19 protein-coding genes, 1 tRNA gene and 1 riboswitch are annotated in these 21,810 nt (G+C 49.6%); of the genes, 7 read left to right on the forward strand and 13 right to left on the reverse strand.

Annotation, left to right across the window (positions count from 1 at the left end):
* Nucleotides 1-62: 62 nt before the first annotated feature.
* Genes thiE through thiD form a run of 3 tightly spaced genes read right to left on the reverse strand, consistent with a single transcriptional unit; the run spans nt 63 to nt 2,345 of the window.
* Nucleotides 63-704 (reverse strand): thiamine phosphate synthase, encoded by a 642-nt coding sequence (thiE, locus tag D515_RS12955; RefSeq protein WP_002539089.1) that lies wholly within the window; start codon nt 702-704, stop codon nt 63-65.
* A complete protein-coding gene (gene thiM, locus D515_RS12960) occupies nt 701-1,486 on the reverse strand; it encodes a hydroxyethylthiazole kinase (RefSeq protein ID WP_002539090.1) in 786 nt (261 codons plus the stop codon). Before thiM ends, thiE begins: the two co-directional genes overlap by 4 nt.
* 13 nt (nt 1,487-1,499) lie before the next feature.
* Nucleotides 1,500-2,345, reverse strand: coding sequence for a bifunctional hydroxymethylpyrimidine kinase/phosphomethylpyrimidine kinase (thiD, locus tag D515_RS12965; protein ID WP_002539092.1), 846 nt, complete (start codon nt 2,343-2,345; stop codon nt 1,500-1,502).
* Nucleotides 2,346-2,411: 66 nt separating this feature from the next.
* A riboswitch (TPP riboswitch) is annotated at nt 2,412-2,509 on the reverse strand.
* Nucleotides 2,510-2,691: 182 nt separating this feature from the next.
* Between thiD and D515_RS12970 the strand changes: the two genes are divergently transcribed.
* The 5 genes from D515_RS12970 (at nt 2,692) to copI (ending at nt 10,047) form a co-directional block, all read left to right on the forward strand.
* A complete protein-coding gene (locus tag D515_RS12970) occupies nt 2,692-3,081 on the forward strand; it encodes a hypothetical protein (protein WP_002539094.1) in 390 nt (129 codons plus the stop codon).
* Nucleotides 3,082-3,167: 86 nt separating this feature from the next.
* The gene (locus D515_RS12975) at nt 3,168-4,544 is read left to right on the forward strand and encodes a TolC family protein (RefSeq protein WP_039850075.1); all 1,377 of its coding nucleotides are present in this window, start codon (nt 3,168-3,170) and stop codon (nt 4,542-4,544) included.
* 13 nt (nt 4,545-4,557) lie between these two features.
* Nucleotides 4,558-6,273 carry an efflux RND transporter periplasmic adaptor subunit gene (locus D515_RS12980; RefSeq protein ID WP_002539097.1) on the forward strand — a complete coding sequence of 572 codons (1,716 nt, stop codon included), beginning with the start codon at nt 4,558-4,560 and terminating at the stop codon, nt 6,271-6,273.
* Nucleotides 6,270-9,398 (forward strand): efflux RND transporter permease subunit, encoded by a 3,129-nt coding sequence (locus tag D515_RS12985; protein ID WP_002539098.1) that lies wholly within the window; start codon nt 6,270-6,272, stop codon nt 9,396-9,398. The genes D515_RS12980 and D515_RS12985 overlap by 4 nt, the downstream gene beginning before the upstream one ends.
* 55 nt (nt 9,399-9,453) lie before the next feature.
* Nucleotides 9,454-10,047: a copper-resistant cuproprotein CopI gene (gene copI / locus D515_RS12990; protein ID WP_002539099.1), complete on the forward strand. Its 594-nt coding sequence runs from the start codon at nt 9,454-9,456 to the stop codon at nt 10,045-10,047.
* 52 nt (nt 10,048-10,099) lie between these two features.
* Here copI and D515_RS12995 read toward each other — a convergent pair whose 3' ends face one another.
* Nucleotides 10,100-11,707 carry a glycoside hydrolase family 3 N-terminal domain-containing protein gene (locus D515_RS12995; RefSeq protein WP_002539100.1) on the reverse strand — a complete coding sequence of 536 codons (1,608 nt, stop codon included), beginning with the start codon at nt 11,705-11,707 and terminating at the stop codon, nt 10,100-10,102.
* A gap of 26 nt (nt 11,708-11,733) precedes the next feature.
* Complete coding sequence (locus D515_RS13000) at nt 11,734-12,423, reverse strand: hypothetical protein (protein ID WP_002539101.1); 690 nt, start codon at nt 12,421-12,423, stop codon at nt 11,734-11,736.
* A gap of 518 nt (nt 12,424-12,941) precedes the next feature.
* Here D515_RS13000 and D515_RS13005 point away from each other — a divergent pair.
* Nucleotides 12,942-13,853: a LysR substrate-binding domain-containing protein gene (locus D515_RS13005; protein ID WP_083939895.1), complete on the forward strand. Its 912-nt coding sequence runs from the start codon at nt 12,942-12,944 to the stop codon at nt 13,851-13,853.
* A 60-nt stretch (nt 13,854-13,913) separates the two neighbouring features.
* Here the strand turns inward: D515_RS13005 and D515_RS13010 are convergent, their stop codons facing one another.
* From D515_RS13010 to D515_RS13035, 7 genes are all read right to left on the reverse strand, one after another.
* A complete protein-coding gene (locus tag D515_RS13010) occupies nt 13,914-14,816 on the reverse strand; it encodes a DMT family transporter (protein WP_039850079.1) in 903 nt (300 codons plus the stop codon).
* Complete coding sequence (locus tag D515_RS13015; protein ID WP_002539104.1) at nt 14,809-15,873, reverse strand: PLP-dependent cysteine synthase family protein; 1,065 nt, start codon at nt 15,871-15,873, stop codon at nt 14,809-14,811. Before D515_RS13015 ends, D515_RS13010 begins: the two co-directional genes overlap by 8 nt.
* Complete coding sequence (locus D515_RS13020) at nt 15,870-17,237, reverse strand: alanine racemase (RefSeq protein WP_051997510.1); 1,368 nt, start codon at nt 17,235-17,237, stop codon at nt 15,870-15,872. Before D515_RS13020 ends, D515_RS13015 begins: the two co-directional genes overlap by 4 nt.
* A gap of 228 nt (nt 17,238-17,465) precedes the next feature.
* A complete protein-coding gene (locus D515_RS13025) occupies nt 17,466-18,497 on the reverse strand; it encodes a hypothetical protein (protein ID WP_002539108.1) in 1,032 nt (343 codons plus the stop codon).
* Nucleotides 18,498-18,719: 222 nt separating this feature from the next.
* Nucleotides 18,720-19,115, reverse strand: coding sequence for a type 1 glutamine amidotransferase family protein (locus D515_RS26195; RefSeq protein WP_002539110.1), 396 nt, complete (start codon nt 19,113-19,115; stop codon nt 18,720-18,722).
* A gap of 48 nt (nt 19,116-19,163) precedes the next feature.
* Entirely contained in the window at nt 19,164-19,586 is a 423-nt protein-coding gene (locus D515_RS26200) for a type 1 glutamine amidotransferase family protein (protein WP_002539112.1), read from the reverse strand.
* Between the two features lie 75 nt (nt 19,587-19,661).
* Entirely contained in the window at nt 19,662-20,603 is a 942-nt protein-coding gene (locus tag D515_RS13035) for an NADP-dependent oxidoreductase (protein WP_002539113.1), read from the reverse strand.
* 119 nt (nt 20,604-20,722) lie between these two features.
* Between D515_RS13035 and D515_RS13040 the strand changes: the two genes are divergently transcribed.
* On the forward strand, nt 20,723-21,640 hold the full coding sequence (locus D515_RS13040) for a LysR family transcriptional regulator (RefSeq protein WP_002539114.1): 918 nt from the start codon (nt 20,723-20,725) through the stop codon (nt 21,638-21,640).
* A gap of 61 nt (nt 21,641-21,701) precedes the next feature.
* On the opposite strand, the gene D515_RS13045 is transcribed toward D515_RS13040, so the two are convergent.
* Nucleotides 21,702-21,792 (reverse strand) — tRNA-Ser (locus D515_RS13045).
* Nucleotides 21,793-21,810 lie beyond the last annotated feature (18 nt).

Genomic DNA, 21,810 nt, shown 5'->3' on the forward strand with positions numbered 1-21,810 from the left:
GCCAAGACAGTGGGATGCAAAAGAAAACCCGCGCTGGGCGGGTTTTCAAGACTGACTTTGATTCAATCTGCGCGGTTCATTTGGGCAAGGATTTCCTCAGCCGCCCGCTTTGGCGATTCCGCATGGCAAATCGCTGACACCAGCGCAACACCCGCAAGCCTTGTCGCCATCACCTCATTAAGGTTAGAGGTGTTAATGCCACCAATCGCAACAATCGGATAGCCGCTTTGCTCAACGGCTTTTCGTAGCCCTTCAACACCCCACTCTTTCTTGATATTGGTTTTTGTTGGCGTCGCGAATATCGCACTGAGACCAAGATAATCGACAGGTAAGTTATCGGCTTCTTCAAGCTGGGCTTCGGTTTCAATAGATAGCCCCAGCAGTTTGTCAGGACCAATCAAATCACGAGCAATCTCTGCTGGCATGTCCGATTGGCCAAGGTGCACGCCATCCGCATCAACCGCTAAAGCCACATCAACGCGGTCATTGATGATAAGTGGAACGCCGGTTCCTGCCAGAATCGCTTTCACCGCTTTTGCCCGCTCGATAAACGCCCTGACATCACCGTGCTTCTCTCGCACCTGCACCATGGTGACACCACCTGCCACGGCTTCGGATACCACGTTTTTCAACGTATCCAAATCCTGTTGGTCATCAGTCACCAGGTACAAGCGATATGGGTTTAACGTCTTTTCCGTGTTCATGAGATTTTCAGGCGTTTGAGAAGCGTCGCTTCATCCAGTTGGTAAAGTGCATCCAGGATCTCAACTTGCAAACTGCCCGGTCCCTTTGCCCTTTCAGCGGCAATTTCTCCTACCACGCCCATGACGGCTGCGGCTGCAAGTCCAGTGTTCTCCCCGACAGCTGCAAATGCGCCAGTAAGAGCAGACAGCGAGCACCCCATACCCGTGACGTAAGGCATCATTTCATGACCGTTGTTGAGCTGGACTTCACTTTGAGATGTCACGATGTAATCTGTCGCGCCAGAGACCACAACGTTACAGTTGTAAGCTTCAACCAAATACCGCGCTGCCCCAAGAGCGGCTTCGCTGCTGTCCAGCGCATCCACACCTTTGCTTTGCGCTCGCTCTCCGGCCAATGCAATGATTTCTGAGGCATTGCCCCGAATGATGAGGGATTCAGCCCAGGCTGCGATTTGTCTTGAAGTCTCGGTGCGAAGCGCGCTGGCTCCACAACCGACAGGATCCAGCACCACGGTTTTCTTATTCAGGTTGGCTTGCTCAACAGCATGAATCATGCGCGGCGCCCAAGCGCTGTCTAACGTACCGATATTGATCACCAAGGCACCGGCAAATGACATCATCTCTGCCATTTCATGCTGGGAGTGCGCCATGATTGGGGACGCACCGAGCGCCAGCAACGCGTTGGCAGAGTTATTCATCACCACATAGTTAGTAATGTTCACCACCAGCGGTTTGGACTCTCTAACCTGTTTAAGTGCCGCTACGATCGTTTCTGTGTTCATCGCCTGCTCCTTTTCAGCGCACCGCGCCGTGTCCCTGGTAAAAGTGATTTACCGGGCCGTGGCCCTGCCCTACATCGAGTTCGTCTGCGTGAGAAATGGCCTCAGAGATATAGCGTTTGGCCAGCGCTACAGCCTGACTTAACTCATTGCCTTGCGCCAGATAAGACGCAATAGCCGAAGACAGGGTGCAACCAGTGCCGTGCGTATTTTTGGTCTGCGTGCGTTTGGCAGAGAAAGTTTCTACGTGGTCTTCGAAAATCAAAAGGTCATTGCTGTTTTCGTCGGACTCCAAATGCCCACCTTTCAAAAGCACCGACCCAGCACCCAGAGCGCGCAGGTCTGCAATCATCTCACTCATCTCTTGCTCTGTTTGGGGCACCTCCGCGCCTGTTAATGCGGAGCCTTCCGGCAAATTGGGCGTAATGATATTGGCCAACGGCAGCAGTTCACTTTTCAGCGTGCTGATGGCCTCTTGCTTCAACAGTAAATCGCCACTGGTTGCCACCATTACCGGGTCAACCACCAGATACTGAGGGCGATAATGGCGGATTTTGTCTGCGACAACTTTGATGATATTGGCATCTGCCAACATACCGACTTTCACCGCGACCACATTAAGATCGGAAAACACCGCATCCAACTGGTGGGCTACATGCTCGATAGGAATAGGAAAAATGGCAGACACGCCACGGGTGTTCTGTGCGGTAATTGCTGTGATCACCGAGCACGCATAACTGCCGGTCGCTGACATGGCTTTGATATCCGCTTGAATACCTGCGCCGCCACCGCTATCAGAACCAGCAATGGTCAACACAATAGGAGTGCATTTTGATGATATGGGATTGGAAGATGTGTTCATATGGGTTCCCTTTAAAGACTCAGGGAACAGAGGACGAGCGATAGAAGAAATCTGAAGGAATGCATATCGTTCGAAATCATAGTTCCCTACGTCAGTACTAACTGCCTCAGGTTCAACGGGTCACGCGATGCGTTCTCAGCCAAATGGCTCCCCGACTATTTCTCTGATAGTAACAAGTTCGGTGTTTAGCGCAATCACTAAGTAAGATTCAACGTTTTGTTCTGTGGAAAGCCGCGCACTGGTGGGAAAAACCAGCAGTCAGTAGCGAGTGATAGGGAAAATCATTGACCTTACCGTAGGGGGAAGGTTTATTCTAAATCGAATGTTGTTTCGCTATTGAAGTCAGATGCGTATTTCTTCTCTCAGAAAATACTGGATATCCATCATCAGCCTGCTTGCCATGCTGGTGTCGGCTATTGCATCTGGCTCCCCAATGAATGCAATGGAAATGATGACGCAACATCATCAGCCTGTTGTCGCCTGCGAAATGAAAGAGCAAATAGCTAACCCGCATGCCGGTCACACCATGATGACCGAATCCTCTGCCCCTGACTGCGGCTCAGCAGCAGGCATGGACCACAACTGTTGCCCAGCAACCTGCTTCTCTGCCTTTGCACTTTTCACTGACCAACAAACAGCCCCCGTCAATCAGGCCAAACTGGCACTGATGAATACCGACCTGTCAGCCCAGACGGTCTATCAACCACAGTCTCTCTACAGACCTCCAATATCCTAAATCCATCATCTTGACCTTATTGCGCCCGAAATAAGGCGCTGAGTGTGTTTTCGCGTCGCTTTTCGACGCCAGAAATGGATTTAGTTATGAAATTCAAACCAAGCTTACTGGCTTTGTCGGTCTGTGCTCTGGTCTCTGTCTCTGCACCTGTTTTTGCCCACAATATGGCAACAGCAGCTGAGATAACGGCCAAGCAAGACTCTCTGACACAGTTGATTGAACAAGCGCTGCGCTATGATGCCAGTCGCAAACAGTTTTATGCGCAATCTCAAGCCATGCGTGAAACCGGCATTGCCAGCGCAACACTGATGGATCCGAAACTAAAAGTCGGGTTCGGCGGGTTACCTGTCGACAGTTTTCAGTTCGACCAAGACCCAATGACCAATATCTCTTTGGGTCTGATGCAACAATTCGAACGTGGTGAAACCCTCTCGCTACAGCAGAAAAAAGCCAATCAGCAGGCTGACGGTATGTCCCTTCAGGTCGACGCCCGCGAGCGCGATATTGCCAATGGTATTACCCAACTTTGGTTGGAGTTGGGGTATCAGCAACAAGCCGAAGATATTCTGAAAGAAAACCAACGCCTGATGCGTGAACTGGCCAACTTCATTCAAACCAATTATTCGATTGGTAAGAATGAAGCACAGGATTTACTGAACGCGCAACTGCAAGTGAGCAAGCTGGATGAAAAGCTTCAGGCCAATGCCCAAATGCAGCGCCGCATTACCTCGCAGCTTTCCGAGTGGCTGGGTACACAATGGCTGGCACAAAATGGTCAACTTCTCACGTCAAACCAACTCGACTGGCAACACCTGAACCAACGCATTGAACGCTCAGACGGCACAGAGCATTACGCGCTATTGGTCACTCACCCTATGGTCAAAATGACCGATGCCGCCATTTCAGCCAGCGAAACGCAGGTGGAAATCGCAGAGCAAGCTTATGCGCCGCAATTTGGTGTAGAAGTCATGTACGCCTACCGACAGGCAAACGGTATGAACGGCCAACCAGCATCCGATTTGGTCAGTGCTTACCTGACCATGGATTTACCGCTGTTTACGGATAACCGTCAGGATAAAAACCATGCTGCTGCCCAGTACCAGGTAGGTGCAGCCAAATCCCAGAAAGATCTTCTCCTCGCACAGATGAACGCCAAGGTGAATGCCTTGCTCGTTGACAGGGAAAACCTGGAACAGCGTTTGGAGCGCTACCGAAACACCCTGATTGAACAAGCGAAGGCACGTACTCAAGCCGTTGAACGTGGATATCAGAACAACACCGCACAGTTCAGCGATGTGATTGCCGCTGCCAGCGATGAGCTGACACTCGCGCTGGAAAAACAGCGCATTATCACTGACCTGAACTTAGTGAACAGCAACCTCGCTGCTTTGCTGGGTGGCTTTGACTATCGCGTCGATACGCCGGATATCGCACAACCAACAACAAGAAACGCTCATCAGTAACGGGGAAAGAACAATGAAAACAATGCAAATAGCCACATTGGCGTTACTGGTCGGTGGCGTGATTGGGTTTAGCGCGAATCAATTTATGGCAGGGCATGGCCATGATATGTCGGCCATGGCGGAAAGCACTTCATCTGCAGGCTCAGACGAGCCTCTGTACTGGGTCGCGCCAATGGACCCTAACTATCAGCGAGATAAGCCGGGTAAATCACCGATGGGGATGGATTTGATCCCGGTTTATGCCGAAGACCTGGCTGGGGGTAACGACAAACCCGGGACAGTGAAAATCGACCCTGCGGTTGAAAATAACCTTGGCGTGAAAACGGCAACCGTTGAGTTATCCCAACTATCACCACGCATCGAAACCGTCGGTTACATCGCCTTCGATGAGAGCCTGCTATGGCAAACCAACGTCCGTGTCGCGGGCTGGGTTGAGAAACTTTACATCAACGCAGTCGGAGAGAAAGTCAGTAAAGGCGATGTGCTTTTCACGCTCTACTCTCCTGAACTGGTCAAAGCGCAGGAAGAACTGCTCAACGCCTACCGCACTGGCCGAAATGGGCTGGTCAAAGGCGCGACTGAACGTCTGGTTTCACTTGGCGTCGACCGTGAACAGATCCAGCAAATCAAAAAGCGTGGCAAAGCTTCCCAAACCATTGAAGTAAAAGCACTGGCAGACGGTGTCATCGCAAGCCTGAACATTCGAGAAGGGGGTTATCTTTCCCCTGCTCAAGCGGTGATCAGTGCGGGCCCATTGGAAGAAGTCTGGGTTGATGCCGAAGTCTTCGAACGTCAGGCACATTGGGTGAAAGCAGGCAGCAAAGCCACCATGACGCTCGACGCGATTCCCGGTCAGGAATGGCAAGGTAAGGTTGACTATGTTTATCCGATTCTGGACCCGAAAACCCGGACCCTTCGCGTTCGCCTGAAATTCTCGAATCAGGATGGCGATCTCAAGCCCAACATGTTCGCCAATATCGCATTGCAACCAGTGACCGATGAGGCGGTGCTGACTATCCCTAAGTCGTCAGTGATCCGCTCTGGCGGCATGACGCGTGTGGTACTTGCAGAAGGTGAAGGCAAATATCGCTCTGCCCGCATTGAGGTTGGTCGCGAAGCAGGCGATAAGATCGAGGTGCTGCAAGGGCTGACAGAGCAAGATCGCATTGTCACTTCTGCACACTTCATGCTGGATTCTGAGTCAAGCCAATCTGCAGATTTAGCGCGCATCAATGGTGTAGAAGCACCACCTGAAACCCAATGGGCAAAAGGCGAAATCACTAACGTGATGGCAGGCCACCGCATGCTGACCATCAACCATGAACCCGTTCCTGAATGGAACTGGCCGGGCATGGTGATGGATTTCACCTTTGCAGAAGGCATCGAAATGGGCGACTTCTCTGCAGGTCAGGCAATCGACTTCGAGATGCAGAAAGGCGCTTCCGGTCAATACGAAATTGTTGATTACAAAGTCAGTGAAAGCACAACACCAAATGAAGTGTGGGTCGTCGGCGATATCTACATGTTAATGGCAGATTTCGGCATGATCACACTCAACCACCAGCCGGTAGATGAGTGGAACTGGCAAGCAGGAGAAATGAATTTCTCGGTGGATGGAGACGTTGACCTTGGCAGTTTTGCAGAAGGTCAGACGGTACGTTTTCAGGTTCAGAAAAACGGTTCTGACTACACACTGAAAGCGCTGGAGCTGAATGGAGGTAGCCAATGATTGGTGCGATTATTCGCTGGTCGATTGCTAACCGTTTTCTGGTGTTGGTCGCGACCTTATTCCTGACATTGGGTGGTCTCTACAGCGTAAAAAATACGCCTGTTGATGCCATTCCTGATTTGTCTGATGTTCAGGTGATCATCAAAACCACCTATCCCGGCCAAGCGCCACAGGTAGTGGAAGATCAGGTCACCTACCCTCTCACTACCGCGATGTTGGCGGTGCCGGGCGCGGAAACCGTGCGCGGGTATTCCTTCTTTGGCGACTCGTACGTTTACATCATTTTCAATGATGATACCGACATGTATTGGGCACGCTCCCGTGTGTTGGAATACCTAAGCCAGGTTGCACCCAAACTGCCTCCAAATGCCAAACCCACCCTGGGTCCGGATGCTACCGGTGTGGGCTGGATTTACAGCTACGTGTTGCAGGACAAAACCGGGCAACACGATCTGGCTGAACTTCGCAGCTTACAAGACTGGTTCCTGAAGTACGAGCTTCAAACCGTTGAAGGTGTGTCAGAAGTGGCCACTGTCGGCGGCATGGTGAAGCAATATCAGGTACAAATTGACCCTGCCAAACTGCGTGCTTATGACCTGACTTTGCAACAGGTCAACATGGCAATCCAGAATGGCAACCAAGAAGCGGGCGCGTCGGTGATCGAAATTGCCGAAGCCGAGCACATGGTGCGCACCACGGGTTACCTTTCCAGCGTGGAAGATATTCAATCACTGCCTATCAAGGTCACCGACAAAGGCACGCCTTTGTTGCTGGGTGACATCGCGGATATCAACATCGGCCCTCAAATGCGCCGTGGTATTTCCGAGTTTAACGGTGAAGGTGAAGCGGTTGGCGGCGTGATTGTGATGCGCTTTGGCGAGAACGCCAGCGAGGTGATTACCAACGTCAAAACCAAACTGGAAGACTTAAAGCGTAGCTTGCCGGAAGGCGTGGAAATCGTCCCTACCTATGACCGCTCGACGCTGATTGATGCGGCCGTTGAGAACCTCTGGAAGAAGCTCGCGGAAGAGTTCATCGTGGTTGCGTTGGTCTGTGCCCTTTTCCTGTTCCATATCCGCTCGTCGCTGGTTATCGCCATCAGTTTACCCATCGGAATTCTGTCTGCGTTTATCGTGATGCACTGGCAAGGCATTAACGCCAACATCATGTCGTTAGGCGGTATCGCTATTGCCATCGGTGCCATGGTGGACGGCGCTATCGTGATGATAGAGAACGTCCATAAGCACATTGAACGAACGCCGCTGACGGACAAAAATCGCTGGCAGGTGATCAGCAAAGCGGCAGAGGAAGTCGGTGCGCCACTCTTCTTCTCACTGCTGATCATTACGCTGAGTTTTGTCCCCGTGTTCGCTCTGGAAGGTCAGGAAGGCAAGATGTTCTCGCCGCTGGCATTTACCAAAACCTACGCAATGGCTGCCGCTGCGGGTTTGGCGATCACACTCGTGCCTGTGTTGATGGGTTACTTCATTCGCGGAAAGGTACTGCCTGAGAACAAGAACCCGGTAAACCGCGGTTTGGTGGCGCTATATCGCCCACTGTTGAACCTCAGCCTGAAATTCCCGAAAACCATGATTGTGGTAGCAATCACTCTGATGGCGTCGGCGTACTACCCCACCAGTAAGCTCGGCAGCGAATTCATCCCACCGCTGGATGAAGGCGACCTGATGTACATGCCAACCACTTACCCTGGCATTTCCATCGGTAAAGCGCGCGAACTGCTGCAACAGACTAACAAGCTGATCAAAACCGTACCTGAAGTGGAATCTGTCTGGGGCAAGATTGGCCGTGCTGAGACCGCGACTGACCCTGCCCCGCTGACCATGATTGAAACCGTGATCCAACTGAAGCCTCGCGAAGAATGGCGTGACGGTGTCACGACCGATTCATTGCGTAAAGAGTTCGATGATCTGGTGAAATTCCCAGGATTAACCAATGCCTGGGTGATGCCGATTAAAACCCGTATCGACATGCTGGCGACAGGCATCAAGACACCGATTGGTATCAAGATCGCCGGACCAGACTTGGCGGTGATTGAAACCATTGGTTCCCAACTTGAACCAATCCTCAACGGCGTTGAAGGAACAGCCTCAGTTTACGCAGAACGTGTCGCTGGCGGGCGCTACGTCACCATCGACATCAAACGTCGTGCCGCCGCCCGTTACGGCCTCAGCATCAAAGATGTTCAGCAGGTGATTACTACTGCAGTGGGTGGCATGAATGTCGGCGAAACCATCGAAGGCTTGGAGCGCTACCCGATCAACGTGCGCTATCCGCAAGATTACCGCGACTCAGTGGTGAAGCTTCAGGAGCTGCCTTTGGTAACACCAAACGGTGCGCGTATTGCACTGGCGGATGTCGCAGATATTCGCTATGAAGATGGCCCTCCAATGATCAAAACGGAAAACGCGCGTCCTAACGGCTGGGTGTTTGTCGATATCGACGGCCGTGATCTGGGCTCTTATGTGGCAGAAGCACAGCAAACCGTCGCCGAACAGTTGGTACTGCCAGCAGGATACTCACTCGCTTGGTCAGGGCAATACGAATACATGGAACGCGCCAAAGAACGCCTGAGCGTTGTGGTTCCTGTGACGATCGCCATCATCATGCTGTTGCTTTATATGAGCTTCCGCCGTGTCGGTGAAGTGCTGATCATCATGGCTACCCTGCCACTCTCTCTGGTCGGCGGCCTGTGGCTGATGCACTACCTCGGCTTCAACTTCTCCGTTGCTGTTGGTGTTGGTTTTATCGCCCTTGCCGGTGTTGCCGTGGAGATTGGGGTCATCATGCTGGTTTATCTCAATCAGGCTTGGCACTACCGCAAACTCCATGCGCAGGAAGAAAACCAACCACTGACAGGGAAAGATCTGACCGACGCGATTCGCGAAGGCGCTGGCTTGCGTGTGCGTCCGGTCATGATGACGGTGCTGACAGTCATCATCGGCCTTATCCCCATCATGTATGGCGAGGGCACTGGCTCTGAGGTTATGCAGCGTATCGCTGCACCAATGATTGGTGGCATGGCCTCTGCCCTGTTACTTACCCTGCTGGTTCTCCCAGCCATCTTCAAGCTTTGGAAAAACAAAGAAGTCACCCAAAACGCATAACAAATTCACTGGGCTGAAAAGCTCAGTGATAACCAATTTTAAAAGGAAAAATACGATGAAAAAGACACTGATTGCACTTTCTCTGGCTCTGGTTACCACTGGTGTATTTGCACAAGCAATGGATCATTCGAAAATGGATCATGGCTCAATGGACCACGGTTCTATGGACCACAGCACGATGAATCATGGAGAAATGGATCACAGCGCCATGGGTCATGGTGATATGGACCACTCTAAAATGGACCATTCAAACATGATGAATATGGAAGGCATGTCAGCGGTAGGTATGCCAGCTAACGGCGCGAAGCCGGACAAAGTGGTTCACGTTATCCTGACTGATGACATGCGCATCAACTTCAAAAAAGACGTGACCATTGAGCCAAATGACGTGGTGCAGTTCGTGGTAATGAACGTAGGTAAAATCGACCACGAATTTTCTATCGGTTCTATGGAAGAGCAACTGAAACACCGTGAGATGATGAAAACCATGACAGGCCATCACGATCATGATTCGGGCAGTACTGTGACCGTTAAACCAGGTAAAGCGAAACAACTGCTGTGGCACTTCCACGGCGACAAGAATGTGGAATTTGCCTGTAACATCCCAGGCCATGCGGAAGCAGGTATGGTGAAGAGTGTGAAGCTCTGAAATCCACCACAAAAAATAGCCGCTTATCGCGGCTATTTTTTCCAACCGAACATCATTTCACGCGACTCACCGCGATACCGTAAGCCTCGGGGATTCTCCCTAGTAGAACATTGGCCGCTGCTTCTGCACTTTCCGGTCTTGAAGAGTGCGCGCAGAGGTAGTGAATCACATCAGGGTAAACCAATAGGTCATAAGGACTTCGCAATGCAACCACAATCAAGTTGTCGAAATCCCGGCTGAGCTGTTGAACCGTTTCTTTCGCCTTCACCTGATCAAAGTCTTCTCCCGGCAGTGGGTAATTTTCTGTGACCACCACCAGATAGCCATCTTCACAGCTGTTCAGTGTTTCTAGTGTCACCTCACGGCTGTTGCCATGTTCCTGCAGAAGCACCTCTCTAAACGTGCCAAACGCAGATTCTGCCTGATTCGGACCTATGCCACGCGGATTCATCAGGTTGTAATAGCTTTCCGCAGGCGTAGCGTTCAGCAAGTAAACCGGTTTCTCAGCCACATCTTCCAAGCCACCACGCACCCAGGTAATGGCGTTTTCCGCCACTTCACTGGCAATCAGCCTGTTTTGCGCGAAGGAGACCGCGGCATAACGCGCCTGAGGCACCAGCTTGTCCAGTTTAAATGCCACGACGCGCTCCAGCGCAGAATCAATCACGGACTCGTCCAAATCACCAGATTCCACCGCATCTATCAGGCCATGGATCATTGCCAGCTGCTTGTCGAGATACGCATCAGAATGATCGTAATGCTCTTCTGAAAGCATAATCATGGTGATGCCCGCTTTCATCGCCTTCACAGCCGCATCTACTGGGGTGTAATGGTTTTGGATTGCCCCCATGTTCATGCTGTCTGAAATAATGATGCCATCGAAGCCCATGTCTTGACGCAGCACCTGCTGCAAAATCGCCGGAGACAAGGTAGCCGGATATTCCCTGTCAATTTGTGGATAGAGAATATGACTGGTCATGATGAGATCAACACCTGCATCGATTGCGGCCTGGAATGGCGCTAAATCGTTGGCTTTAAGTTCATCATAGGATTTATCAACCCGTGGTATTTCACGGTGCGTGTCACCATGGGTATCACCATGTCCCGGAAAGTGTTTGGCACAGGCGACAATACTGCCTGCATGAAGACCTTTTACTGCAGCGGCTGAGTGGTCACTGACTTTATCCGGCTGATCACCAAAAGATCGCGTGTCGATGATCGGAGAGGCTGGGTTCAGGTTCACATCACAGCAAGGGCCGAGAATACAGTTAAAGCCTGCGTTTCGCATTTCATCGCCGCAGACTTTGTACATCAACTCTGTCCCTTCAGTGCTGTTTTGCACGCCTAAAGCCAGATTGCCCGGGCCTGTTGTGGACTCACCCACCAACACGCCCCATGCACCTTCCTGATCAACACCAAGCAACAGCGGCAGTCGATGATTTCTTTCCAGCAACTCGTCAAGCGCTTTGTTGAGGTTGTGGGCCTCTTCAAAAGTTTCCGCATTGTCTTGGCTCAGGTAACAGCCGCCAAGGTTGTACTCGGTAATCATACGCTCCGCTGTGGTAGCTGATTTCCCGGGAAACGCCAGAATGAACAATTGCCCGACTTTCTCTTTGAGACTCCATCCAGCAATCAGGTCCGCGACCTTTTCTCGGCTCATTTCTCTCTCCTTAACAGGGTGATGAATCAGTGTTGTTGCGAATGACAGTTATCTGGGTTGGCAGCAAAGAAATAGGCTTCAGCGGCATTCTGCGCATATTGATAGGCTTGCTGCTCGTCGGCAGCTTGTTGGATTTGTTTGATGTCGAGGGAAAGTAGAATAATCAACTCTCCAATGTTGCTCATTGGCGCCACTTTCCAATCTGATTCACGTTGCAAGAACTGAATACCAACCACCAACCAGTGGCGTTTTGTCCCACGGTCAAAACGTTCCTGATAGATCCCAAGTGTCGCTAAATCATAGTGATAAGCAGATTTTGGCTGTTTCAGGTATTGGTGGCTGTATTCGTATCTCTCATCTGCACCAAAAGGCACCTGCTCCTTTTGAGGAAAAGAAGGTGCGGTGACCATGTTAGAAAAGTAGGCGCGCTTGGCCGGTAATTCATTGAGATAGCGATATTGACGAGCCGCAGCCTCACCTGCGACTTGCTTCAAAGCTTTCCTGAAAACCTGATCAGTGTCGAGTACGTTTAAAACGGCTTGACCAGATGGTGATATTTTCAGACAAACGAAGTAATCGTAGTAAGGGAAGCGTTCAAGAGAGTAAATTTGGCGGGAGTCGATGTCGATTTTGGGATAAGCATTAAACGGAGCAGCCTGCGAAGCTAAAGCCACCAATGACAAAAAAGCCCCTGTCAAAATCGTCTTAATTTGCACCCAACCCACCTTCAATGAATCAAAGCTCAATGAATTCATCTTAATTTAAGAGTTTGAATTTAGGCGAGATAAAAACTTAGCACAAAGATAAAAAAGCAGGTGTCATCGCAAAACACAGCAAGTTGAGATCTGTCTTATTCTTCGAAAGTGCGCGGGACATTTTCAATTTGTTGTGACAGATGAGTGAGCATAACAAAAAAAGGGAATTGCTGTTCCATCTACCCACCTTATCGACACCATCCATTAATCGTTCTGACAACAGTTTGACCAAATAAACATACATCATCTTTTCAAGCCGAAATGACCACAAAACTGGATGAAGTGTAAAGTTTTCCGACAAAAGCACTAGATACAGGGGTAAACAAAGCGATGACTCACTACTCTCTGTAACACGCGTGTGAACATAATTAGATTCACCTCTCATATCAAACCCAAAAATTCGGACATGCATTGCAACACCGAGACAACAGAGGTCATATAATCTTTCCACTATTGAAACAGGACTCAATAATTAACCGATGTCACGATGCACCCCCTCTTATAAAAGCCTTGAAGTGTTCCTCGCTGTTGCCAGAACCCAGTCCTATTTCCTCGCGGGAGAGGAAATGTGTATCGATGCAACAGGCGTCTACAAGCACATTAAGACTGTCGAGAGTTACTTTGATCAGCGACTGGTGCTTGGCAGTAAGGGGAACGTAAAACTCAGTGAGGCCGGAAAGCAATTGGCAAAGCAGTTGAATGATGGCTTCGAGATCATCAACTCTGCTTGCTCAACCCTAAAAAAAGATGATTCGCTGAATGTAAAACTCCCTATTTCATTTGGGCTACGTTGGATGCTTCCCAATACTCACGATAACTTTTCATTAGTCTCCGAGTTCGGTCAGTTTCACTTTCATGTTGCCTACAGCCACACCATCGACTTTGCCGATGAAGACTTTGATATGGCGGTGGTTTATACCGTTAACAGCAAAGACCAAAAGTTCTACGACGAGCGGCTTGTCGCCGTCGCTAAGCCTGAATATCTTGAAACGCTCATCGACGCCTCTTGGCCGGAGTTACTCAAACACGGACGTATCGTTCACCCTTCGTCAACTGAAGCTGACTGGGAGATCTTCCTAGACAAGCTAGACATGGATGTTCGCCAAAGTTGGTGTTCGCAGAGAATGATGACGGACTCTATTAGCAGCGCGATTTCTATCGTGAAAGAGATCGGTGGGATTGCCGTCGTCGACCCTCTCTTTATTCAAAATGAACTCGCCACTGGAGAGTTGGTCATGGTGACACCGCAAGTTGTGCCCACAGGTTTTGGTTATAAGCTTGCTGGCTCACGCGTGATGCCGGATGAAGACGCTTACCGTTTTCTGGAAAAGTGGCTGACAGAAAATTGCCAGTTTACTCTCCCAGCGCCTTCACAGGCTGATGTCGCATAAAAAAACTCGCCTCAGGGCGAGTTTTTTTAAAGTGTTTGGTGGGTCATCAAACAGAGCACATCAAGAGTTTACTGGCACTTCCTCACCAGATTCTTCTTGCTGCTTGTCACCCGGTCTTCGCATGTTTGCCAACATACTTGCCCCTAAAATCAACGCACCACAAACCACATCAGACAATGTTGGAATTTCATTGAAGAACATCACGCCGATGAGAAATGCCATAGGCACTGACAGATACAACAACACACTGCCTGTTGCCACATGCGCACGACGGAATCCCATAATAATGAAATAGTTGTAGGCATTGCCCAACACTGCCGCGAGAAGTACGATACCCCATTGCATGGCCGAGATTTCTACCCAACCTTCCACAAACACTGTCATTGGCAGAGATACCGCGGCCAACGGTACCGCCAACCAGAACAGCATAAACTGAGGGTTTTCTTCTGAACCCAAACGCTTATTCAGCACGTGCTCAATCGCCAGCGTCAGCGCCGCCACAATGGGCGCAATCACACTAAATCCGCTGCCTGCATCTTCAGGTCGATTGATGTAAAACACCGCACCAAAACCGACTAGACTCGCGATAACGTTCTTCAACGAAATCTTTTCACCGAGTAAAAAAACAGCCAACGGGATAATGAAAATGGGCTCTGCAAACAAAATGGTAATCACGGTGGCAAACGGCAGGTTGGCCAAGGAGTAAAACAAGGCGTAACAACCCACCAGATTAAGCGCAAAGCGCCAGTAGTAGATACGGCGATCTTTAATCTTCTCGCGCTTTTTCCAGTAGTAGGCCACCACAGGCAATATTACTAAAGCGCCGATTATCCAGCGCATAAAGAGCAGCTGCCAAGTGCCTATATCACCACCAGCGAGCTTGATGAATGCATCCATGGCTGTCGCCGAAACGACAGCCAGGAAAATCATCGCCAGCCCAGTCCAATGTGTTTCTCTATGCAAAAGACGCCTCCTTGTCTTCTTGCTCAGCATCAAACCATGGCGTTTCAGTACGCTGTGGTTTAGCAACAACATCGTTTAAGTACTCATAAACAGAGCCATGGTAAAGTCCTTTACCATGTAACCAATCATCGTTGTAAACCGTGTTCAGGTATTTTTCTCCGCCATCGCAGATCAGGCAAACCATGTTGCCGCTGCCTTCACGCTTCGCACAGCGTTTAATGGCTTCGTAAATCGCGCCACCCGCTGAGCCACCCACCAACAATCCATGCTCACGGGCGAGATATCGACAGGTTGTGAAAGCTTCCGCATCGCTGACGCGAACGCCTTCGTCGAGAAGTTCAGGGTCGTAAAATGGCCCCATCACATCCCCTTCTGGCATGCCTGTTCCAGATTGCCAGTAAGGCCCACTTGGGAAGCCGAAAATCACCGAACCAACCGGTTCCACTCCAATAATTTCCAGCGCTGGATAACGCACGCGAAGCGCCTCGCCTACGCCGACGATGCTCCCGCCTGTGCCAACGCAACAAACCAGACTATCGAGGTTGTCGCCAAGCTGCTCCTGGAGCTCTACCGCCAGCGTGTTGGTGTAACCCGCTGGGTTCGCGGCGTTATTGCACTGGTCCATAAACAGACCGCCATTAATAGAAGCGGCAAGATTTCGTGCAGTTTCAATGCGGGCAACCGTTGCCACTTCATCATCGGCAAAATTACCTTCCAACAGATGTATTTTCCCACCATAAGCTTTCACGGCTGCGAGCTTGTCAGGTGCCGCGTGGTGGTCAACAACCGCAATGAAGTTAATGCCAATCTCCGCACACATGTAAGCAAGCGCAGTGGCTGTATTTCCAGAAGAAGATTCCACCACTGTTCCGCCGCGCTTTAATCGGCCTGAGCGCAGCGCATCGAAAAGCATTTCGCGCGCCATACGATCTTTCATGCTTTGCCCGGGATTATTCTTTTCCACTTTCAACCAAAGTGTCCAATCACTGTGGGCAAACCTCAGAGCAAGCATCGGTGTCTCACCAATCATCTGGTGCATCGCTGTGCAGAGTTTCATCCTCGTACCTCCTCGATTGAAAAAGAATCTTCCTTGTTATCCAGAACAACTTTGTTAGGGATAGGCAAACCATGAAAACGGGTTTCCAGCAGGTCCATCAGGTAACCGGCTGTATTGTTGAAAACCAGCAAGTCGCCGGCTTTGGGCATTTGGGAGAAAGGCACCTTGCGGTAAGTCAGCACATCTTCTTCAAGGCAGCTTTGACCGGCGATATAGGCGCGGACAGGATTTGTCGATTTAGTCGTTTCTTGAGAGGCAGGAAGATGGACAGGGTCAACGATAAATTCCGAATTGAACCAGGTTTCCGAGAAGCTGAAGCTGAGGCCTTTGACAACAACACAGTGATCCCCAGCATTGGTGGTTTTAGTGCCCAGCACTTCAAAAGCGGTGAAGCCAGCGCCATCCGTTAATGCTCGCCCCGGTTCAACACTGAGCTCAATGTTGTTGGCTTTCAAACGTTCTGCATTGCCACTTTCGATCAGCACTTTTTCTACGGCAGTCTCCAGCGTATCTGGGTGCCAGTAAGGGTAAAAACTTTTTGGCATTCGGCCCGCAACAAAGTCCTGCCTGTCGATGGCATTTTGGAAACGTCGCCAAGTGGCTTCTTCGACGTAGCGAAGCGGGTAGCCACCACCGATGTTTATTACTTTCCAACGAATGTCAGCGCCATACCGCAGCGCATCAGCCGCATCCAGTAAGTCAGAGAGTGCTTTACCACGTTCTAGTGGGCAGTAACCGGAAAGGTGAAAGCCTGCCCCTTCCAGCTCAATATTCGACAAGCTGTCAGCGACCAAAGAGGCGGCTTTCAACTTGACTGTATTCATCCCAAAACGAGTATGAGGCTGCTCTGCATTCCAGCGAAGTAGCACACGGGCAGTTTTTCCAATCGATACAGCAAGATTCTGGATTTGAAGCAACTCTTCATCGCTATCGACAACAATTCGAGCATTCTGCCTCAGTGCCAGTGTCAAAAACTCCACTGATTTAAATGGCCCAGATAAGCTGCAGTCTCGCCCGCACACTCCTTGCGTGAGTGCTAGTTGAAACTCTTCAAGCGATGACACATCAATGCCAATCCCTTCCTCAGCAGCGGCCTTTACCAACGCAGCAGAACGATTGGTTTTCATGGCATACAACACCTGAAAACGCTCTCCTAAATATCGGGAAAGTACATGCTTCAGACCCACAATATTTTGCTTAATTCGATGGGGTAACATGGCGTGAAATGGGGTGTTTGCTGCTTTGGTAATAAGGGGAAAGAGTTGGCGATAAGGAAGCGACAGATCCTCTTTTGCGGGGAAACGGGTGTCGAAGCCGTTATTCGCTTCCACCACCGTCATCGTGTCCATACTGATATTATTCATTGCGTCTCCAGCGTCCAGGCTACAAATCAGGACAGCCGCGTGAAAAATTCAAGCATCTTGGCTGTGTTCAAATATCCGAACAATCTGAGGCACTCGTTCCTGAGAGCATCAGATTGTCGGTATCTATGATTAATTTTCAGGACATCCCACGCTATGGAAATAAGTGCACATTAGTTTGCAGTTTTTGCATCCCTTTGCTGTAAAAGCACTCTTTTTCTTTCGCGACAACTAACTAAATACTGGAGGTGGCGCTATCTCGCTCGCTGGAGCCTGTAGCGCATAATCCGCATGCTTAGGAACCGTTCTTCCTACGCCTGAGTTGGTCAGAAAAGGGATTATCCAAATCAGCCAAGGCGGTTGCGGACAGTCAAACGCTGAAGACGTGTCGGACAATACTGCTTCTGTAAACGGTGCACCAAGCTGATAGATGTCACCGGTGCTGAGTTCAAACTCAGTCAGAACATGCTGCCAGACAGATTTGCTCATCCATTTTTTGAGAAGCACTTCATAACTGACCCGCACCAGTTCTGCCTTCATTTGCTCATCATGGTTCAGTCTTTCTTCCAAACTAGCAAGTGGCGGTGGAAGGCGTTCGCCTATCATGAGTTGAACCATGTCTATGACAGTCAGACGCACAACGCCGTACCCCATGAGATCGAACACAACAGAAGGTAGATCAGCACGTTGGGTTCCAACCAACGGACGGCTCATGTCTTCAACGTTCCGAAGCTTAACTCGAAACGAAGCCAGCATTTGGTCTTTGCTATCCGTCGCAGCTGCCCGTCCTTGCTGTCCTGACATGATAGTCAGGGCTCGAAGCCGATGCAGCGTGGCGAGAACAAGGCTAAGTGCCATGTCCGCCTCTTTCTTGCTTTCAACTGTGCGGCTGAAATTCCCTTGGGAGTACCCGCTTAACCTACATAATTGAACCGGGCTGAAATTCAGCTTCTCCAATTCTTTGCGTACAGCTTCTGAAGGAGGCGCATATAGCCTCAACATATGGCAAGCCGTGGACTGCAGCTCACGCACCAGCATAGCTGTACTTTCTGCATCACCCCAACGGTTCAGCGGAAACAGAGCAGGTAAGAATTTTGATGTAGCGCGGACGGAGCCATCTTGCATACCGGCAAGGCAAAACATATCGCTCCAAGAAAGAACGACGGTGTCAGTGCGTTCCCGATAGCAGAGGTCTGCGGTAAAAGTGCCGTTGTCCTGAAATGACAACGGGCGAAGGCAATGGGCATATGTTGGTTGTGTCATCACTCCCCCCTAAATCAACAGCGAGGTATATACAACGCTAACTTCTTGGGTCAGCTCGAGTAGATGACAGCGTACAAGCTAAGGCTGAGGGATATTTGGAATTGTTTGCAACCGCAATTGCAGGAAATGCACCTCCATGATTTCCAAGCATTTTTGTTGCGTATTGAGAGTACATAACAAAAGCCCGCCACATAGGCAGGCTTCTATATCGATGAAAAACGCTTAGATATCAACACCGTTATACGCATCTAACAATGTTTTTGCTGCCAGCTTACCCAACTCGTTGGCGGCAAGTGGACTCGCGCCAGTCAGCAGCAGACGGTCACGACAAACAGTGTTATCCGATTTAGTGTTCATCAGCGTCATACCTAGGCCTTCTAGCTTTCCGCTCACGCTACTTGGCATTTTTCCTGGCAAATACCCCACCTTGGGGGTCATCTCATCAACGGAATCAGGGAAAACGGCCAGCTTATAACCTTCATAGAGAAATGGCTGTTCATCAAGCGTGGTCGCCAACAAGGCCGCAGGGCCATGACATAGGGTAATCGTGAACAAATCATTTCTATCCGCCCATCGCAGCACTTTATCAACATTGTGATCGTCTGGAATGCCCAACATGGCTCCATGTCCACCAGGGATAAACACCGCAGCGTATTCATCATTGTTTTACAATGATGTTTCTTCAAAGTGCTGCAATGAACCCGGTGCTTCGAATTGCTGCTTATATTCCTCATAGAAAGCTTTCACGTATTCATCTTTCTCTGGGAACGCCCACATTTCTAAAACCACAGGCTTCCCTGTTGGTGTGACTATCTCAAATTCAAAGCCAGCATTTTTAAGATGAAGCATGGGTAAAATCGCTTCCACAGGATGATTACCTGTCGAAAACATTTTCCCATTTTGCATGGTCATGTTTTTTTGCTCAGTGAAGATCACCAGTACTTTTTTACGGCTACCGTTGTACTTTTGATATGTGACATTCTCGAAGTCAGTTTTATCAACTGTTGCTAACTTCAGAGCCAGTTTTGATGGCGAATAGGAACCATCAGCTTCCTGTTTAGGCGCAATTCCAAATAATTTCTTCAGCATATCCCTTTCCCTAATGAGTATTTCTGAAAAGGGATATCACCTGAAATCCCTTTATGGTCACTTCTTCAGTCGTTATCAGGCAGAAACATTGATGATGATTTTGCCTTGTGCGCGACCTGTTTCGCTGCGCTCATGCGCTTCAGCGACTTGCCCTAGCGTGAACTCACTGTCGATACTTACTTTCAATTTCCCTGCATCGGCCTGCTCAGCAAGTTGTTCTAATTGTGCACGGTTTGGCTGAACGAAGCAGAATTGCGCATTAACACCATATTTAGCGGCCATTTCTTCTTCAGGAGATGTCGCGATAGACACCAAGCGACCACCTTTTTTCAGTGTTTTGTAGCTCTGGTTTTGCGTTTCACCGCCAATGGTGTCGAAAACAACATCCATATCTGTCAGTTCAGAAAAGTCCTCATTGCGATAATCGATAACGTTGTCAGCGCCAAGGCCTCTTACAAGCTCAATGTTACGCGATGACGTTGTCGTATAAACATTCGCACCTTTTTGCTTTGCAAATTGGATAGCGAACTGACCAACCGCTCCCGAACCACCGTGGATCAGCACTTTTTCGCCTTCCTTCAGATCGACATACTCAAAGAGCGCTTGCCATGCGGTTAATGCCGCCAAAGGCACACCAGCAGCCTGTTGCCAACTGAATGACTTTGGCTTCAAAGCCACTTCGTCTGCAGCTGCCGTCATGTATTCCGCATAGCTTCCGTTTTTAGCAATGTCAGGTCGGCTATAAACTTCATCCCCCCTCGCCAAGCAACTTACATCTTCGCCAACGGCAACCACTTCACCGGCAACATCCCACCCCAGTGTTAGCGGCAAAGGGTGATTCAGTAATGGCTGTAAGTAACCCTCTCGGATCTTCCAATCTACGGGATTTACTGCCGCTGTACGCACTTTAATCAGCACTTCGTTTGCAGCTGGCGCCGGGATATTAATATCATTCAGTGACAGCACTTCCCTGCCACCAAATTCACTAATTTGAACTGCCTTCATTGAACCGGTCATCACTTTCCTCTTTGAACGTTTTGTTTGAACATGAGCAAAGCGTACACGGATTGAACTGCCTTGATTAGACAGTTAACCGTCACTATATTGTTTCCATCACTTCAACAATTGATATTGAAATGGCATTTAGAGATGAAAATTTTCAGGCATTGATTCTTTTTGCTCACATAAATCGGCAAGGGAGTCTGTCTGCTGCTGCCGATCTTTTAGGTATCAGTCGCTCATCAGTCAGTAAACAGCTTGCGGCATTAGAGAAGAAGATTGGTTCAAGGCTGTTCAACCGGACGACAAGAAAGATCGTGCTAACCGATGTTGGCCGTAAAGTTTTGCAGGAAGCACATAGCGTTGAGTCAGCACTTCAGCGAATCGAGCATATTAGTGAAGACTCTCGCTCAGTGGTCTCAGGGCATATCAATATCTCTGCCCCTATTGCTCAAGGGCGAATCCATATCGCCCCACTACTGACAGAATTTATCAATCTTCATCCCAACGTTACTGTCAATCTTCAACTTGAAGACAGGTTTATCGACATGATCGCGGAGAATGTCGATGTTTCTATCCGTGTCGGTTACTTGCCAGATTCTTCACTCATCGCACGAAAGCTCGGCGACGTGTCCTGGGTGCTTTGTGCTTCCCCAAAATACTTAGAAGCAGCACCACCACTAAAAACACCGAGTGATTTACTCAATCACCGTTGCCTTTACTATCGAAATTCGAAAGTCAGCATGAACACCTGGACGTTCGTTGGAGAACATGGCGAAGAAGAAGTCACCGTATCGGGACCTTTTTCAATTAATGACCCCGGCGTGTTGATTACTGCGGCTTTGGATGGTGCAGGTGTTTTATTGATTAACAGAGGATTACTTGGCAACGCCATCGAAGAAGGAAGACTGATTTCCTTGCTTGATAACTATCAAGTGGTCGGCGGATTGCCCACTTACGTGGTTTATCCGGAAAGAGAGTTTATTCCTGCAAAAACCAGAGCCTTGGTAGATTTTCTGGTTGAGAAAATGCCTTCGAAGATGAGTAGTGATTAAACGAAAACTCTGACAGCCCAAATACGAAAAAGCCCGCTCGGTGAGCGGGCTTAATCTAATTTGGCGGAGAGATAGGGATTTGAACCCTAGATACGCTATTAACGTATGCCGGTTTTCAAGACCGGTGCTTTCAACCACTCAGCCATCTCTCCGTAAGTGCGGCGAATATT

The sequence above is a fragment of the Grimontia indica genome (assembly GCF_000333895.2).
GTDB classification, from domain to species: domain Bacteria; phylum Pseudomonadota; class Gammaproteobacteria; order Enterobacterales; family Vibrionaceae; genus Enterovibrio; species Enterovibrio indicus.